This is a genomic window from Pseudoalteromonas sp. SG41-5 (genome assembly GCF_014164495.1).
GTDB lineage: Bacteria > Pseudomonadota > Gammaproteobacteria > Enterobacterales > Alteromonadaceae > Pseudoalteromonas > Pseudoalteromonas rhizosphaerae.
In genome coordinates, this window is record NZ_JACJFH010000098.1 from 1 (window position 1) to 17,304 (window position 17,304).

The following is a 17,304-nucleotide window of genomic DNA, read 5'->3' on the forward strand; positions in this document are numbered from 1 at the left end:
AAACAAAGAAGTGTCCATTTTACTAATATGGACTGCATTATTAGGCTCATATACGGTGTTAAAAAATAAGCTAAGAGATACTCGTATTGAAACAGCGCTTGAGATCGCATGCAAATAAAAGAAATTAGAGTCTTGTTTATACGGCATTAAATCTGGCGTTGTATCTCTTTGATAACCATATAAACCCATATTGTAATAACTCAGGCTTTCACCCATTAAAATTACAATATTTGCATCCGCAGGTTCGCCTTTGCTCAATTGATAAGGTTGATAGCTAGGCATTTCTTTACGTAATCCCAGAATCATTTTTAACTGGCGAGCGCTAAAGAATGACACACTGTATAAGCCATTTTTCATAGCTGAGTGCGCAATATTAGGCTGGTATTTTTGAGAGCTCTTAGAACCTAAAGACTGTAAAAAGGGTAACGTGAGCAATAATACAAACAACACCGAGATATAAGGTACGGTAAAACTGGTTTTATGGTATTTGTTATAGGTGAAATACGCTAAGCCATAAAATGCCATGGATAAAAAGAACGCTGGTAGCATAAATTTCAAACCATCAGCAAAGCCAATTAGTGCATCATGCATTTCACCCATCATTAGCACCATATCAAAAGCACTGTAAAAGCCGCCAAAGTATTGGAAGTACATCAGTTCAGAGGCCTGCATTAGAGCCATTATCAGTAAAACAATATTGTTAAGTTTAGGGGTGCGGCTTAACAGCATGAAGACCATTAACAGTAAGGTAATGATAATGCTTTTGAAGTTATAACCGGCCAAGTAGTTATGATTAAACAAGCCATAAATGACATCCGGCATCAGTGCGAATGCCCATAGGGCCAAAAGCGTTAAGAGGGTATGTTTAAATTGTTGCACGTGCAGTTCCACTATTCAGGTTTGCAGGCATTGTAATAAAAATCACATGCAAAGGCATGAGTATTTGAAATAATGTATGAATTTTAACTATTAGGTTTTATACCTCTTTGGTCTGATGCCTTTTATTGCTTCTTTATGATGTGCTCACTCTCAGTAAATAAAGATATTTATGAAAAAGATCTTTATTTTTTTACACCTGCAAGATCAGTACACTAGCATTCGGCTGTCGTGCATTTGTGCGTTCAGTGTTGATTGTATTTTCCTTAAAAATGCTTGTTAATATGTGGTATATATTAGTTACCTGTAAGGTAATATCAATTAGTATACTTTTAGTAACCTAGTTACATTTTTAGGAGAGTTAATGGGCGGCAAGTGGAAAGGCTCGAGTATTTATCATCTAAAAGGTGGGCTTGTTCGCTTTAATGATTTAACTCGCCTGTTAGGAGAAGTGAGTGAAAGCTCTTAATATAATGAAATATAAAGAGATATTACTTTGAACTACTTAGCTCATCTTTATTTAGCGCAGCCTACAGCAGACTCGCACTTTGGCAACTTGCTTGGTGATTTTGGCGGCAATAGGCATGTAAAGCAATTGCCAATCACGGTAAAAAATGCACTAGATAACCACTATCTAGTCGACAAGTTTACAGATACTCACCCTTTAGTGAAAGAAGCTAAACAGTATTTTTCGCCTCAGCGTAAACGCTTTGCGGGTGTCGCTATTGATGTGGTGTTCGATCATTTTTTAATTCAGCATTGGCAACGGTTTAACGATCAACCGCTAAGTGACTTTAAGCAAATCAGTTATAGGCTTTTGGGTAAGCGTACACCCGTTATGCCGCCAAGAATGCAAAGTGTTGTAAAACATATGACGCAGAATGATTGGTTTAAAGAATACGAAACCGTCGAAGGGGTCGGGGTTGCACTTGATAATATTGCCAAGCGCATTCGCTTTACTAATACGTTTTCTGGCGCTGCTGCTGATATAGCCCGACACTACACTGAATTAGATGCTATGTTTTTAGCGTTTTTCCCTGAATTGATTAAACATGTTAAGCAACGAGGTCTTGAAGGAGCTCAAGATGCTAGTGTGTAAACTTTTTAAATGTAAGTCAGGTTCTAGCCTAAAATGATGCAATATTGATAATTAGCTTTTGATGGAATAAATTCTGACCAACAAAAAGCTCGCATCATACTAAAAACGGCTTGATTGATGGCTACTATCTGACTTAATCATCAGGCCCCTTTAGGGTGAAAACTAAATGCTTGCGCATGTCTTTTAAAATAACGCCTTTTTTAAGCATTGCACCACTTAAACGTTTTTGCCACTTTAATAAGTCAGGCTCTGCCGCTGTTAACGCCTGCTGATTCTCAAACTGAAAACACATTAGTAAAGAGCCTGGAAATAAGTGATATTCCACGTCAAACCAGCATTGCAGCATGCCAGTGAGTTCATTACGGCCTTGCTCTTCAATTGCATCAGCAACTTTAAGTACCAGTGCTTGTTGTTTTATTTGCACCGCAGAGAGTTTTTTCATCGTTTTAATCCAGTTAGAGGCCAAAGATATAGCCAGATGAGCGGATTATAACCGAGCTTGTCGACTGGCAACAACTTTGATAGTAGTTTTAGCCGAAACCACCTTATTATTTGATGTTAAAGCGGCTTATCGTAGGCATAAAGCGTGTTATTTTTTTACCAAGAGGGTGCTGAATAGTTTTTTGATCGCAACTTCCCTTGCTTTAGTGAGGGGGTGAATATAACTCAATCGTAAAAAGTTTTTATATTGCCCTGATGCTGAGAAAAGTGAGCCCGGGGTCATGACGATACCTTGTTGTAGTATTTCATTGTAACTTTTTTGGGTATCTATTGACTCATCTAACTCGACCCACATAGATATGCCGCCATTAGCTTGTGTAAAGCGTATATCCTCAGGCCAATGGGTTTGTAAAAAATTAATCAGCTCTGCTTGTTGTTGTTTAATTGCATATACGTGCTTATTTAGGTAGCGACGATAGTGACCATCTTCTATAAAAGTGGCTAATCCTTGTTGAATCGACCCACATGAAGAAAGTTGCGTAACGAGTTTAAGTTGAGTGATTTTATCATGCCACTTTCCTCCAAAAACCCATCCGATACGTAAATCTCTTGATAAGCTTTTTGAGAATGAACTACACAAAATTACTTGTCCTTGGGTGTCGAGACTTTTTAAAGACTCACTAACAAAAGGAGGAAAAGCCAGATCGCCGTAAATGTCGTCTTCGATAATACAAAAATCACTTTTCACTGCCAATTTAAGTAGCTCTTCTCTTGCTCTATGAGGCATACATGCACCTGTTGGCGTTGAGTAATTAGGTGAGACGACACATGCTTTTATGGGCCACTTGGCTATTTTTTTTGTCAGATCGTCAATGCTTATGCCGTGCTCGGGATCGCATGCTACTTCTATTATTTTTAGGTTAAGTTGTTCTAATATTTGCAATACCCCGTAAAAAGTTGGCGATTCAACAGCGACAGTGTCGCCTGGCGAACACGTGGCCATAAGAGAAATAAATAAACTGTGCTGACAGCCATTGGTAATGCAAAGCTCATCAGGTTTTTGGTTTAAACCACCATAGTGGTTAATTATTGCGTGCTTCAAACGCAAATCACCATCAGAACTATTATAGTAAAATGCTTTTTGACTTTGAGAAGAACGAAATGCTTTGTTTAAATGTCGATTAAGAACGGTTAAGTGAGTAGCATCTTCCTGCGCGCCAGCACTTGGTAAAATATCAAAGGCAGCACTGCGCGTCATAATGTCTTTTAAAATCGCAGGTACTGACACATTGCGTGGAGTAGATGATGTTTTGATTTGTTTTGGTAGCACTCGTTTAGGCGGCTTTATTTGCGTTACAAAGTAACCTGATTTAGGTTTTGCATAAATAAGTCCTTGTGATTCCAAGCGATGTAACGAATGTAATACGGTTGCTTTTGATAGGCCCTGTAGTTTGCAAAGCTCTCTCACTGAGGGCAACTTGCCTGTTGGAGTAAAGCTGTTAGCGTCAATTTTCTTTTTTAAGATAGCCTCAAGCTCTGTATATTTGAACTGTTTCATGCTCTCGCTCGTAGTGACAATCTGTACTCATTGTAAATTATTTTTCTGTGCCTGTACTGTAAAAAAAAGATATATACCATAGGTGATAAGTTTAATGTTTGCTCTGTAATTAACTAGGAGTAGGTTGGCGTTATGATAGATTTTACTGCTATTGATTTAGCTCGTATACAGTTTGCATTTACAGTCTCTTTTCATATTATTTTTCCAGCAATAACAATTGGCTTGGCAAGTTACCTTGCGGTACTTGAAGGGCTTTGGTTATACACGCGAAAGCCGATATACATGACGCTTTGTCGTTTTTGGATGAAAGTGTTTGCGGTAAATTTTGCTATGGGAGTGGTATCCGGCATCGTAATGGCTTATCAGTTTGGTACTAACTGGAGTCAGTTTTCTAATTTTGCTGGAGCTATTACGGGGCCATTACTCAGTTATGAGGTGATGACTGCGTTTTTCTTAGAAGCTGGCTTTCTTGGCGTTATGCTTTTTGGTTGGAATAAAGTTGGCGAAAAGCTTCACTTTACATCCACCTGTTTAGTGGCAATCGGTACGTTGATTTCAATGACTTGGATTTTGGCTTCTAACAGCTGGATGCAAACACCTCAAGGCTATGAAATTATTGATGGCCGAGCGGTTCCGGTTGACTGGTTTGAGATAATATTTAATCCTTCATTTCCTTATCGTTTAGTCCATATGGGCTTAGCCGCTTTTTTAGCGACAGCCTTGTTGGTAGGCGGATCTGGTGCATGGCATTTATTAAAAGGCTCGCACACTCAAGCGGCAAAAAAAATGTTGTCGATGGCAATGTGGATGTTGTTAATTATCGCACCATTGCAAGCTTTTGTAGGAGACGAACATGGCCTAAATACACTTGAGCATCAACCAATGAAAGTGGCAGCAATGGAAGGGCATTGGCATGAATCAGAACCAGGCGAAGGTGTCCCCTTAGTTTTATTTGGTTGGCCAAATATGGAAGAAGAACGCAACGACTACGCAATAGAAATACCGCGCGTAGCTAGCTTAATTTTAACGCATAGTCTTGATGGCACCATTGCACCATTAACATCTGTACCTCCTGAAGATCGCCCTTATGTACCAATTGTATTTTTTAGTTTTAGAATTATGGTCGCCTTAGGGTTATTGATGATTTTATTAGGCATAACAGGGTTAGTGTTACGTAAAAAAGGCCGATTATACGAGAAAAAATGGTTCTTAAGGTTTTGTGTTGTAATGGGCCCTGCTGGGTTGATTGCGATGCTAACAGGCTGGTTTGTCACAGAGGCTGGACGACAACCTTGGGTTGTATATGGGTTACAAAGAACGGTTGATGCAAGCTCTGCTCATTCGATGACGGCAATGAGTTATTCATTACTTACTTTTGTTGTTTTATATGTGTGTGTGTTTGGGGTCGGTGTGCGTTATATGTTAGCACTTATCAAAAAGGGCCCTGAACAAGTGTATGACAACGATAATAAAGATGATTTAAATAAACGCCCGGCTCGTCCGTTATCAGCGGCCGATGGTGTTGAGCTTTAGGAGATTAAATGATGGATTTTGATTTACCGAGTATCTGGGCACTCATTATTGGCTTTGGGTTAATGATGTATGTGTTTTTAGATGGTTTTGACTTAGGGATTGGCCTACTTTTTCCGCTGGTTAAAAATAAATATGAAAGAGATATCATGGTTAACTCCGTTGCCCCAGTTTGGGATGGTAATGAAACGTGGCTAGTGCTTGGCGGGGCAGGCTTGTTAGCTGCGTTTCCTATGGCTTACTCAGTCATATTATCAGCCTTATATGGGCCTATTTTAGTGATGTTATTTGGCTTAATATTACGAGGTGTTGCGTTTGAATTTCGCTTTAAAGCGACTGAGTCTCACCGTCCATTATGGGATAAGTTATTTTTTGTAGGCTCGTTTATGGCAACCTTTGCTCAAGGTGTAGCAATGGGCGCTGTTATTATTGGTTTTCCTGTTGAAAATGGTGAGTTTGCTGGTGGATCTTTAGACTGGTTAACACCATTTAGCTTATTTACAGGGTGTAGTTTACTGTTTGCTTATGGCTTATTAGGTGCCACTTGGTTAGTGGTTAAAACAGAGCATAATTTGTATAAACAAATGCGTAAACTTATTAAGCCATTAACTATTTTATTAGCCTTGTGCATGTTAGGTATCAGCATTTATACACCACTGATCAACGCTGATGTAAAAGCAATGTGGTTTAATTGGTCAAATATTGTATATCTTGCTCCTTTGCCAATTATTACTGGTATTTTTGTTTTATTATTACTGGGCTCAGTAAACTCAAGTAAACACTATCGGCCATTTATTTATGCGCTGTGTATGTTGTTTATGGGATATTTAGGCTTATGTATTAGCCTTTGGCCAAACATTATTCCACCAAGTGTGTCTATTTATGAAGCCGCAGCGCCTGAATCAAGTTTAAAATTCACTCTGGTTGGCGTTGTTATCATCGTGCCATTCATATTGGCCTATACGTTTTGGTCTTATTATGTATTTCGTGGCAAAGTTATTGATACCGAGGGGTATCACTAGTTATTCAATGCTATTGCACTATTTAGCGAAGGCTTTGTGGAGGGTATATGAAAAAGCATCTTCATCAATTTAAATGGTTAATTATCATTTGGGTCTTGAGTGTTGCTTCATTATTTTTAGTGTCTCTTTTGATCCGCTTTTTGATGACTCTTGCAGGAATGAAGTAATACCGTTAGTTAAATTACGGGGGCTATTTTTAACAAAGAATAGTCCCCTTTTTTATATTCTCATTACTTTTATTAAGACTTGAGTTGCTTGGATAAAAAAAGAGTTGTTACATCCGCTATCTTTATCAGTGCTTCTTTGTCTGCATAGTCCCATGACACTTTTGAGTCAACACTTTCACAACAAATTACGCCTAACGGTTTGTCATCTATAAAATAGATATAATCAAGTAAGGAATACACATTGAATGGTTCAAAATAGGATTTATTTAAGTCCTTTGTTACTTCGTTGTTCCTTGCATCCGATGCATCAAGTACTTGGTTACCTAAAATATAATTAAAGTATGCAGGAAAATCCTGAGCTTTTAAAACCATGTCATTTGTTACTACCTCATTTTCATCAAGGCATATTAAACAATTTATCGCAGTATATTCGTGGTTTAGTAACCAAAGGCTAACTCTATTTGCATTTGGAATTAGCTTTTTTAACTCTTGGCATGTCTGATTTAGTTTATATTTGCTTGAAATATTAGGATCACTAATTTTAACCGCTAGCTTTTTTAGATTGAGGTTATTAGGGTTGTAAATATTAAGTAAGCTATTTAATTTATCTTTATCAAATGGTTTAGCTAAATAACCATCCATACCAATGTCTAAATAATGTTCAATGTTTTGTTTCAAGGTGTTAGCTGTCAAGGCTATAATTGGGGTTGTTTTATCTCCTTGTTGTGCCCGAATTGCTTTTGTGGCTTGTACTCCATCCATTACTGGCATTTGGATATCCATAAAAATCAAATCTACAGGGTTTGTATTAAAGTAATCAACACACTCTTTACCGTTTTCTGTGATTACTACATTGGCGTTATGCGCTTGTAGCATTTTACTTACGATGAGTTGATTTATTTTATTATCTTCGGCGATTAGAATGGTGCACCCTTGTAAATTAGTTATTTCTTTCTTTTGTTTTAATGAATCATACAATAGATGATGTGTTTCAAAGCTCTGTTGATACGTAAATATAGAGCCTTCGCCTTCTTTACTTGTAAAGCCGATTTTACCTTTCATTAGTTGACTTAACTTGGCACAGATTGATAAGCCAAGCCCTGTGCCCCCATAACATCTTGATATAGATGCATCTGCTTGATGAAAATCTTGAAATAAGTTTTGTTGTGCTGCTTCGCTGATACCAATACCTGTATCAATAATTTCAAATAAAATATCCTGTTCAATTAATGAACTACTTTGAACGCTGACTTTGAGATTTACTTGCCCTTGGTTTGTAAATTTAATCGCGTTTGAACACAAGTTATTTAGAATTTGTGAGATCCTTACAGGATCACCTTTTAAAGTTGCTGCCACCTTCTCATCAATATATAAAGTAAGTTTAATGCCTTTAGCTGATGCTTGTTTAATGAGAGGCTTGAAGAGATCGTTAACAACCTCTTTAAGATTAAAATTGATATTTTCGATATCTAGTTTGCCAGCTTCAATTTTTGAAAAATCTAGAATGTCATTCACAATACTTGAGAGTATATTGGCTGAGTTTAAAATACTTTTCAAAGCGTTATCTTTTTCTAAACTCGTTTCTTCAGCTAGGCCAAATTCAGCTAAATTTAAAATACCGTGTAGTGGTGTTCTAAGTTCATGGGTCATATTTGCTAGAAATTGGCCCTTTAAGGTGTTGGCACTATCAGCTTCTTTTTTTAGTACTTCAAGTTCTTCATTATGTATTTTTTGTTGTTCTAGAGCTGATGTTAATCTTCTGTTGTTTAATCTAAGTTCAAGTTGAGTGATAACTTCTCGACCTAGTATCGTCAGAGCGTTAATTTGGTTTTGATTTAGCTTTTTGGGCTTATCGCTAATAACACAGAGTGTGCCTATAGTATTTCCTTTTGGGGTTACTAACGGGGCGCCTGCATAAAATCGTATGTTTGGATTATTAACAACTAGCGGGTTATCATGAAAGCGCTCATCGAGTAATGCGTTCGGTATTTCAAAAATGTGGTCTTGCAGTATTGCATGGGAGCAAAATGCAATCTCTCTCTCAGTTTCATCAACATCAATACCGTACTTTGACTTAAACCACTGTCTTTGCGGATCTACTAAGCTAATGAGTGAAATAGGCGTTTCACAAATTTCAGAAGCAAGTTGAGTTAAATCATCAAATACTTGTTCGGCTTTGGTATCTAATATTTCATACTCATACAAGGCTTTTAGTCTAGACTCTTCGTCTGCTGGGATTTGCGCTGTTTTCATTGCATTGCTCAATATTTATGTCCACTAAATATAGGATTAATTTCAGGGTAATAGCAACTTTCAGATTAAAATCGCATGAAAAAGGTAATATCTATGCATTTCTCCAATAGAGCCTTATAGGCCTAGCTCTTTTAGCTGTAGAATTAATCTATTCAGTGGCTCGAAATAAAACGTATTGAGTGCAATTAAAGCCTTGTTGTTTTACTAGAATAAATAACTCGAATATAAAAAAATTCAATGGAAGTTGTTTATTTTATATTGCGTGATATTATCCATCTTATTAGGGACAAAAATATAAGGATATGAATATGTTAAAAATTAAGAATATTGCTTTAGCGACTGCTTTAGCGTCTATATCGTCACTTACACAAGCTGCTGTATTTGATGGTGCCTCTCATTGCTCTGAAGATACAGTTTATAAGTCACAAGCCGTTAATAATCTAGCTGCTTCAATAGGTGATCTAGCTGCACTAAAAGAAGTAACTCTAGAAAAAACTGGTACTACAGAAAATGGCTACTTTACTTTTGATCCTCAATTTTCACGCTCTGAGCGTTATTTCAACTGTAGCATTCCTTTAAATGACACGATTGGTAATTTTGAGCTTAAAGTTCATGGCATTACTGAAGGTTTAAATAGCTCAAACGGCGGCTGCTTAATTTCACGTGTTCGTAAAGTAAGTGATGGCGGGCAAGAGAAGTGGTTTAAGTATGCTACAGGTAAGGGCTTTGACTGGATTGATATTGCTGACACTGCAAATAGCTCAAAGCAGTTTGTATCGTATGTAACAGCTCTTGATAATAATTTTGAAAGTGATGCTGTTCTTAGTTTGAAATGCCGCACTACATGGCAGCACGGCTCTGTTGCTATTGGGCAAATAGAAATCAATAATCAATAATATAATTAAAACTTAGTCCCTAATAATAAGGCTTAGAATCACTTCTAAGCCTTTTTTGTATTTGTTACTGTTCGGTTAAACTTAGCCACTTAATTAAGAGCTGTTTTATTTAACAAACACTTATAGCAAGCACAGTTTAAAAACGCGCTCTTACACCTATACTAAATGAGCGACCTGGAAGTGGTGCTTCGTCTTTTAAGTAAGATGAATGCACGCGCGCTTCTTGATCGGTTAGATTGTCGGCTTTTAAATACAATGTCATGTCAACGTTACCTAAATCAAGGTAGTAGTTAGCAGCGGCTGATAGCATGGTATAGCCGTCGGTGGTGGTTTCGTTTGCGGCAATTTTATCTTGCTTACTGTTGCGAGTGACTTCTACTTCAGTGTGCCAATTACCGTATTCATAATGTATTGAAGAACCAACACGTAATGGTGGGATCCTTGGTACGTTACCGCCTTTATCTAGTTTAGCGCGGGTATAATCCGAAAACACATCCAGACGCCATTGTTCGTTTAAGTGCCAGTCAACTTGTGCTTCAAAACCATACAGCTGTGCATCTTGCTGGGCAAAGAGTACAACAGGTAAACCATCGGTTTCTTCCTCTGATCCTGCGCCGCTACTTTGTAGTTGTTGGTAATCTTGCGCCGTAATAAACTCACCATCACTGAGAACAAGGTTACTAACGTCTTCGTATATGTAGTCATTCACTTGGTTTTGGAACAGGCTTAAGCTTGCATTCCAGTTGTCAGTATTATAACGATAGGTTGCATCTATATTATTAGACACTTCTTTATTCATGCTTTGGCTGTTTTGCACCACCGAATAATTACCGTTATCGTTAGTAAGATTAAAACCACCACCTACTTCGTAAGTGCCAGATCCAATGTGTGGGCCATATGCAAAAATTTCAGATGAAGAGGGGGCGCGTTCTGAATATGCATAATTAAATGCTAATGAGTGCTTGTCGTTAATGCTCCAAACTACTCCTGCAGAGCCTGAAACCGCCGTGTAATCTTCATCTGCAAATGAGATGCTATTATCGGTTGATAGCTCATCAAAAAATTGGTTATTCACTTTATGGGTTAGTTGCTCCACGCGTGTACCAAGCTGCCACAATAAAGCACCTGTTTGTTTTTCTTCCATTAAAAATGCGGCTAAACTGTCGGTTTTTGTTGGTGGTGTGAAGGCCTCTTCGCCAATCGCTTCAAAATCACTTTTGTTATAATGTAAGCCCATTATGCCGTGCCAACCATAAACCGCGCTGTGCTCTGCCCATAATCTAGACTCGATACTTTCATTTTTAAAAGTAGTGCCTATTTCAGTCCCTTCAATTTCTGAGTGTTGGTAATCAGTATATGCATTTTGCCAATGCACCGATTTTATAAAACCGTCAAGATTATTCCAATCAACAACACCTTGATAGCGGTCTTGTTTTAACTTAATAAATACACCATTTTCACCCGGTAAACCGTATTCTGAGTCCATTGTTCCATAGGCAAAAGCAACCCGAGTATCGTCAGTGATCCAGCCAGCTCCTAAGTTATAACCGTGTGCATCGATTGCTGAGTTTGAGAGTTTAGTACTGCCACCATGTTCATTAATATCAGCGGGAACAGGTATTTTATAGTCACCGGTATTACGGTTGTAAGCATCAATATGAACAGCAAAGTCACCCGTTCCGGCATTTAAATCAGTAGATGTTGTTTTTGAATCTGCTACGTTATCGTACTGAGCAAATACTTCCCCAGTAATACCTTGTTGTCTTTCAATGGGAAGACGGTTATCAACCACATTAACAACGCCGCCAATTGCACCACTACCATAAAGCAAAGTAGCAGGGCCGCGTAATACTTCAATTTGTGTGGCCGTAGAGGTTTCGGTTGATACTTGGTGATCGGGGCCAACGCGTGATGCATCAGATGCGCCTAATCCGTTTTGTACAACCTTGATTCGAGGTCCATCTAATCCTCGGATAATTGGGCTACTGGCAACGGGTCCAAAATAAGAGCTGTGTACACCTGGCACATTTTTTAAGGTTTCGCCAAGGGTTGCTGCTTGGTGCTGATCAAGCTCTTCGCCACTAAGAATTGATACTGGGGTGCTTGATTCAAGTACGGTACGTTTAAGCGGTGAAGCTGTAATAACAATTTTTTCTAAATCGCTTTCATCTTTTTGTATTTGTTTCTCTGCTGCCATTGCGTGTGTACTGATAGCAGTTAATACCGCCAAAACTAATGGTGAATACTTAATTTTCATTATTTAATCTCTAAAATTTGCACTAAAACTGGCTGCTTACCCAATGGCAAACAGTCTTTATAAAACGGTTTTTTAACAGTGAACTTTAAAGAGTATTCGGTGGGTCACGATTACCTGAAAACGCAACGATTGCGCTAAATTGAGGAGAGTGTAAGGCTAAAACAGCGCTGTAGCGGTTGCTTTCAGGTTCAAATATACTGGTGGTAGGAGATATTAAATCGTCAAAATCAAACGAACTTATGCAGAGTTGGCACTCTGTGCTGCTTTGTACTGCGTGAACAGTTGAGTGCCACTGTGAAAAAACACTGAACAGCAGTAAAAGCACCATTAAATATTTTAATAGCGTTTTATTGTGTCTGAGTGAGTGTAAATTCATGTGTTTCATCAAGTGATAGTATAACGTTGTTTTTTTTGCAATGTCGAGAGCTGAATAAGTAAAATAATCTGTTTAATTATAAGTTTTTACTTTGTTATTTATAATCAGTGGTTTATGTTTTATTTTGATAAATAAAACCTCTAGATCAGACATCAATCAGGGAATAGGCCTTGCTTAGTTAGTTTGCCATTTTTTTATCAGTTCAACGCTTTTACCCAAAAACGATAATTTATAGGCTGTCGTTATGAGTGACAACGTCACTAGCGATATAGACTGAGCAGCCATATTTGCTTGCTTTTAAAAGTAAGTTTGCATTTTAGGTAATTTCAAGGTGGAGGTTAGATATTTAAAAATCATACCAATCATACTAAATTAGTGAGCCATATGTTAGAAAAAAGCCGAATCGTTGTACGGTTCGGCCTCATAAACTTACCTTTTTTAATACTTAATTAGCTAATCAGAATAGCATTTTATTTTTTCTTTTCACTCGGGACCGGTTGGCCATATTTAGGCGAACGAGGACCATATAGTAGGCCGTTGTAAGCGTCTGATGAAAGTAAGCGCGTTGATGCGATAGCAGCAATTTCGAAACCTTTGTCTGTTACAGTTTCTGCTATTTGGTTAATTGCTGCCACTACCAGCATGCCTACAAGTCCACCGCCGCCATTATTTTGCTGCTCGGCTGAGGAAGCTCTTGCTTTACCTTGCCACAATTGTTCACCAGTGCGTAAATCGACTAAAGATGCGGAAACAGTTACAGCTGTTTCACTTGAAATTACAACGTAGCTGGTGCCGTATTCTTCAATAGTAATATAAAGCGCCGAGTCAGCACCAAAAATATCGTGTAACTTTTTAATAGGAACTTGATGCACGTCGCTTGCAACTGAAAGGCCATTCCCTTTAAAGGTTTGCTCAACGAGCGCAACAGGAAAAACATAAAAGCCGGATTCTGCAATAGGTGCAACCATTTGGGTCATTACACTGTAAGGCGCTATAACTTCAGGTGTATTATTGAGCGGTGGCAGGATAATAACTGAGTGTGGATCAGCTTGTTTAAACGCTGTGTAATCATGAGCCGGTGGTGACGAAACGCAACCCGCTAATAATGCAAACAGCGCAGTTGCTGTTATTGATTTAAAGTTCAACATGTTAAACGCCTTTCGCAGATTTTAGAAGGAAGTCTATATACTGAACCGACTCTGGGAAAAGTGACTTTTCAGTTTCAAAGTGGCTAGCACCTAAAGTAGGGTCACCTGTTTCAAAGTACAGCATGCCTAAATGAGCATGCAAGCCAGGTGCAACAATTTTACTTTTGTTTGCTGCATCTGCAATAACTTGCTCAAGCATTTTAATTTGCTGTTCAACTGTTACTTCATCTGCTTTTAGGTATGCGTATACGGCTGAGCTGTATTCGCCATAATAATAGATAGGCTCTTTAGTTGAGCTACAGCCTGTAAGCGCAGCACATACTAAGGCTAAAGTAATTAGCCTTTTCATTATTTACTGCCCCATAGGCCTGATTCAAGTCCTGTAACAAGCTTGTTTACGACTTCACGAATGGCTAAATCAAGCACTTTGCCATTTAAGGTTGCATCGTATGAAGCGGTACTACCAAAACCAATAACTTCACGCTCAGATAGGCTGTATTCACCAGCTCCCTGAACTGAGTAGATAACTTCTGATGTAGTAACATCGACAATGTTTAGTGTTACTTTAGCGTAAGCTATTTGTGATTTACCTTTGCCTAATAAACCAAACAACTGTCGATCGCCAATAGCTTTGCGACCAAACTCTGTCACATCACCTGTTACCACAAATTTAGCGCCGCTAATAACTTGTTTTGTACCAGTTAGTTTTGCTTCTTCAGCAAGTGCGGTCATATTATCGCGATCAAGTACACTAAAACGGTTTGTTTGTTGTAAGTGGCTCATTAATGCTGTTTTAGCTTGGCTACCTAAACGGTCTTGCCCAGATGAGAATATGCCATTTTGAAAACTTGAACGGTTAACAAATTGCCCAACTACCAACTTACTTTTAGTGCCACTGTAGTTAGTGTTATAGCTAGCAACTGTTTGGGTTTCAACAACTTTAGATGATGTTGTAGCGCAACCTGCTAAAGTTGATGCTGCAACCGCAGAAATTATTATTGTTTTTATGTGATTTTTGCTTATATGCATAAGGAATTATATCCGTTTAAAATAATTGCAGAAAGTGATTTGGATGCCAATGTTTAATATTTATATTTGTTAGTTAATTACCTATTATAACTACCAATACCATCCACTTTTATAAACAAAAAATTATGTAAAGGCAATGTTATTCTTTACCTTATAGGTACCAGTCAGTGGTAGTCTGATTTTTGTATGATCCAGCAGCAAGGAAAGTTTAAGGAGATGGGGTAGCACTTTTTCATCTTTGAAATAATTTCTGTTTTAATTTATTGAAGCAGTGATTGGTATTATTTCAATTAAAAGTAGGTGGTTGTTTCAACTGCTATCAGTTGTAGAGCTAATAGCAGTATGTTTTATTGTGTTTTAAAGGGCTAATAGGCTTTGCTCTAACATTGCTTGAATTTGTTTGACTATTTTAGCTTCTGTTTCTGGTTCAAACTGCGCTATACGTGGCGTATGGATATGCCCAGTCGGAATATCTGAATTGAGTTGATCGCGCAGGCGAATACTGCGGTACGAAATTTCGTTAGACAGGTAACCACCGCCGCCGCCTTTTACTGCAATCGCATCTTTTAGTTCAGCTAAAGTTTTAGGTTCAAAGGCTTTTTCGAGTGTAACAACTTTATGATTGTCATTTATCGGAAATGGCCCTTTGGCTTGCTGCATTTGCGTGGCGGGCAAACTGAATTGCACAAACTCACTCCCTGGGAGTGGACGGTCGTTTAAACTTGGAATCAGTGGCGCTTTTGCTGTGCCGCCATAGACAATATTTGCATTGTCGGGGGCGGTTACGCTGCGCCGCTTACCTGGAAAGCGTTCAAGGTCAAAGTCTTTACTACCCATGCTAACGGTAACTATCATATCCACGTTATTCAGAGCGTAATAAGGGGCGAGTAGTTCTTCAATAATACCTTGATCAAAGTCTTCATAGCGAACAGGCACCATCACAGTATTTATTTCGGCACTGATACCTTGATAAGTAATTACTTGGCCGTCGAGTAATAATGCGGCCACACCGGATGGATTACTTTGATTGATGTTTCTATCCAGTAAGAATGGATCAAAGCCTGTTAGTAAAATCTTTTTGGTGGTGTTTTTAGAGTAGGCTAGGTCGGTGCGACCGCGACTGCCATTTTCTAACATTGTTAACAATGTGCTTTGCTCGGCAGTTGTTAATGCAAATTCAGGTTTTGTTGTACGGATTATTTTACTTGAAAGTAGGCGAGCCCAGTAAAGTGCTCTGTCATCGTAGCTTTTAGTGACGGTAATGTGTTGTTTGGCGTTGAGCCAGAGTTGGGTTGAGTAATCATGTAGTAAGTCAGTTGCCTGTTTAAAGTTTTTTAGGCTTTTCCAGCTTTGTTCAAATTGCGCGATATCCTCAGAAAATATATCTAAAACTTGTGGCATAGCGGTTGTGGCTTGCTTAATACGCAGCTCTTCAACCGTTGGGTTAGCGCTAAAAACAGAACCCGAAGAGAAGATTAAGCTTGCGGCTAAAAGTCGTTTGATCATGGTTTTCCTATATAAGCAGTTTTAATAGTTTCAATGCAAAGGCTACTATCTGATGTAGAGCGAGTAAGCGCAAATAAATACGTTGAGTATTGGGTCGTAACTCCCACCTTTAACGTTTAATCAGCCCCTAGAGCCTATTTTCATAAACTGTTATCCTTCACTCATTAAGTTATAACTGAGTAAACAGTATGATTAATGATAACGATGTAATTGACACCCTCGCAGAGCTAGAAGCTTTTTTATTACTGATTGATAATGGTGGATTGGGCTTAAAAAATATAGCCGGTGTGGCACTGGCGACCAATAATACCAATGGTCGCCCGTTTGTAGCTGTACTTGATGATAACTATAACTTGTTGTTAGGCCGCTGGGTTACAGATGATGTGTTTGAAAACGGTAAAGAGCTTGTTCGTAGTGGGCCTAAAAAGCTACATTAATTTTGGAAAAGCGATTGAAGGCAGCTATTAACTTACTTAGCTTGGGGGGGGCCAGCCGAAGTGAGCTTAATTTATACAACATTCATTTTTATAAAAATGCGGAGCATAAAGGCGGGGAGTTTAAAACGTATGCGGGCAATGACAAAGGTCATCTTATAGGCTACCTTTCTGAGCGTAAATTATCAGCTGCTCAATTAAAGCAGGTAAATTGAAGCTGTTACCTGCTTTTGTAATATCGAAAATGAATCGCTAGTCTTTTAGTTCAGCTGTTTCGTTTTGCGTTTGAAAGTCTTTAAACAGGTCACCCTGTGGATCCTCGGTATCAAAGACTGCATTGTTTTCTTCATATTCATCATCAATTTCATCGACCACCAACATTTGCTCGTGGGCAGTCGTTTCTTCTATTCGTGGATCCATGGTCGCAGCCAGTGGCGAGTTGGTAACGTCTGATGTGCCTACAACGTAATCACTCGACTCTGGTTGTTCTACTTTTTGTTTCGAATTAATGTAAGTGAGTAATAAGTACATTATCACCGTTAATAATGCGATGGAGGCATAAAGGGCTTGGTGACCAAAATAGGTCATAACTTGTGCATTGGCAGTTGAACCAAGTGCTGCACCGGCTCCAAAAACAACTAATAACGCAGATGACACGCCAACGCGCTCTTCATCTGCAACGCGTAAATTAGCTAAGGCTGAGGATAATGGA

General features: G+C 38.5%; 15 protein-coding genes and 3 pseudogenes. 8 read left to right on the forward strand and 10 right to left on the reverse strand.

All coding sequences use genetic code 11. The features are described 5' to 3' along the window. A pseudogene (locus H5232_RS19225) lies at positions 1-879 on the reverse strand (DcaA); the annotation flags it as partial. A 361-nt stretch (positions 880-1,240) separates the two neighbouring features. Between H5232_RS19225 and H5232_RS19230 the strand changes: the two are divergent. Further along, positions 1,241-1,333 (forward strand): annotated as a pseudogene (locus tag H5232_RS19230) (winged helix-turn-helix transcriptional regulator); the annotation flags it as partial. A 39-nt stretch (positions 1,334-1,372) separates the two neighbouring features. Further along, positions 1,373-1,975: an ACP phosphodiesterase gene (locus H5232_RS19235; RefSeq protein WP_182719044.1), complete on the forward strand. Its 603-nt coding sequence runs from the start codon at positions 1,373-1,375 to the stop codon at positions 1,973-1,975. Positions 1,976-2,108: 133 nt separating this feature from the next. On the opposite strand, the gene H5232_RS19240 is transcribed toward H5232_RS19235, so the two are convergent. Then, complete coding sequence (locus H5232_RS19240) at positions 2,109-2,417, reverse strand: hypothetical protein (RefSeq protein WP_149982748.1); 309 nt, start codon at positions 2,415-2,417, stop codon at positions 2,109-2,111. Between the two features lie 147 nt (positions 2,418-2,564). Next, positions 2,565-3,974 (reverse strand): PLP-dependent aminotransferase family protein, encoded by a 1,410-nt coding sequence (locus tag H5232_RS19245; protein WP_182740544.1) that lies wholly within the window; start codon positions 3,972-3,974, stop codon positions 2,565-2,567. 132 nt (positions 3,975-4,106) lie between these two features. On the opposite strand from H5232_RS19245, the gene H5232_RS19250 reads away from it, so the two are divergent. The 3 genes from H5232_RS19250 to H5232_RS19260 are packed head-to-tail and all read left to right on the forward strand — an operon-like array spanning position 4,107 to position 6,693. Continuing rightward, on the forward strand, positions 4,107-5,507 hold the full coding sequence (locus H5232_RS19250; protein WP_182740543.1) for a cytochrome ubiquinol oxidase subunit I: 1,401 nt from the start codon (positions 4,107-4,109) through the stop codon (positions 5,505-5,507). Between the two features lie 11 nt (positions 5,508-5,518). Then, a complete protein-coding gene (cydB, locus tag H5232_RS19255; protein ID WP_182740562.1) occupies positions 5,519-6,526 on the forward strand; it encodes a cytochrome d ubiquinol oxidase subunit II in 1,008 nt (335 codons plus the stop codon). Between the two features lie 47 nt (positions 6,527-6,573). Further along, complete coding sequence (locus tag H5232_RS19260) at positions 6,574-6,693, forward strand: DUF2474 domain-containing protein (RefSeq protein ID WP_149982745.1); 120 nt, start codon at positions 6,574-6,576, stop codon at positions 6,691-6,693. Between the two features lie 72 nt (positions 6,694-6,765). Here the strand turns inward: H5232_RS19260 and H5232_RS19265 are convergent, their stop codons facing one another. Next, the gene (locus H5232_RS19265; protein ID WP_182719047.1) at positions 6,766-8,946 is read right to left on the reverse strand and encodes a response regulator; all 2,181 of its coding nucleotides are present in this window, start codon (positions 8,944-8,946) and stop codon (positions 6,766-6,768) included. Positions 8,947-9,254: 308 nt separating this feature from the next. On the opposite strand from H5232_RS19265, the gene H5232_RS19270 reads away from it, so the two are divergent. Next, a complete protein-coding gene (locus tag H5232_RS19270; protein WP_149982743.1) occupies positions 9,255-9,842 on the forward strand; it encodes a hypothetical protein in 588 nt (195 codons plus the stop codon). Between the two features lie 136 nt (positions 9,843-9,978). On the opposite strand, the gene H5232_RS19275 is transcribed toward H5232_RS19270, so the two are convergent. The 5 genes from H5232_RS19275 to H5232_RS19295 all read right to left on the reverse strand — a co-directional run bounded on the left by H5232_RS19275 (position 9,979) and on the right by H5232_RS19295 (position 16,158). After that, the gene (locus H5232_RS19275) at positions 9,979-12,099 is read right to left on the reverse strand and encodes a TonB-dependent receptor (protein WP_182831343.1); all 2,121 of its coding nucleotides are present in this window, start codon (positions 12,097-12,099) and stop codon (positions 9,979-9,981) included. A gap of 846 nt (positions 12,100-12,945) precedes the next feature. After that, complete coding sequence (locus tag H5232_RS19280; RefSeq protein ID WP_182719559.1) at positions 12,946-13,623, reverse strand: DUF799 domain-containing protein; 678 nt, start codon at positions 13,621-13,623, stop codon at positions 12,946-12,948. Position 13,624: 1 nt separating this feature from the next. After that, entirely contained in the window at positions 13,625-13,972 is a 348-nt protein-coding gene (locus H5232_RS19285) for a DUF4810 domain-containing protein (protein ID WP_182719560.1), read from the reverse strand. Beyond that, a complete protein-coding gene (locus H5232_RS19290; protein ID WP_182719561.1) occupies positions 13,972-14,652 on the reverse strand; it encodes a CsgG/HfaB family protein in 681 nt (226 codons plus the stop codon). Before H5232_RS19290 ends, H5232_RS19285 begins: the two co-directional genes overlap by 1 nt. Positions 14,653-15,009: 357 nt before the next feature. Then, positions 15,010-16,158, reverse strand: a complete 1,149-nt coding sequence (locus tag H5232_RS19295; protein ID WP_182785357.1) for a hypothetical protein — start codon at positions 16,156-16,158, stop codon at positions 15,010-15,012. A 188-nt stretch (positions 16,159-16,346) separates the two neighbouring features. On the opposite strand from H5232_RS19295, the gene H5232_RS19300 reads away from it, so the two are divergent. Next, positions 16,347-16,595 (forward strand): hypothetical protein, encoded by a 249-nt coding sequence (locus H5232_RS19300; protein ID WP_182740141.1) that lies wholly within the window; start codon positions 16,347-16,349, stop codon positions 16,593-16,595. A 14-nt stretch (positions 16,596-16,609) separates the two neighbouring features. Next, positions 16,610-16,807 carry a delta-class carbonic anhydrase gene (locus tag H5232_RS24365; protein WP_310736629.1) on the forward strand — a complete coding sequence of 66 codons (198 nt, stop codon included), beginning with the start codon at positions 16,610-16,612 and terminating at the stop codon, positions 16,805-16,807. A 37-nt stretch (positions 16,808-16,844) separates the two neighbouring features. Here the strand turns inward: H5232_RS24365 and H5232_RS19310 are convergent. Then, positions 16,845-17,304 (reverse strand): annotated as a pseudogene (locus H5232_RS19310) (MFS transporter); the annotation flags it as partial.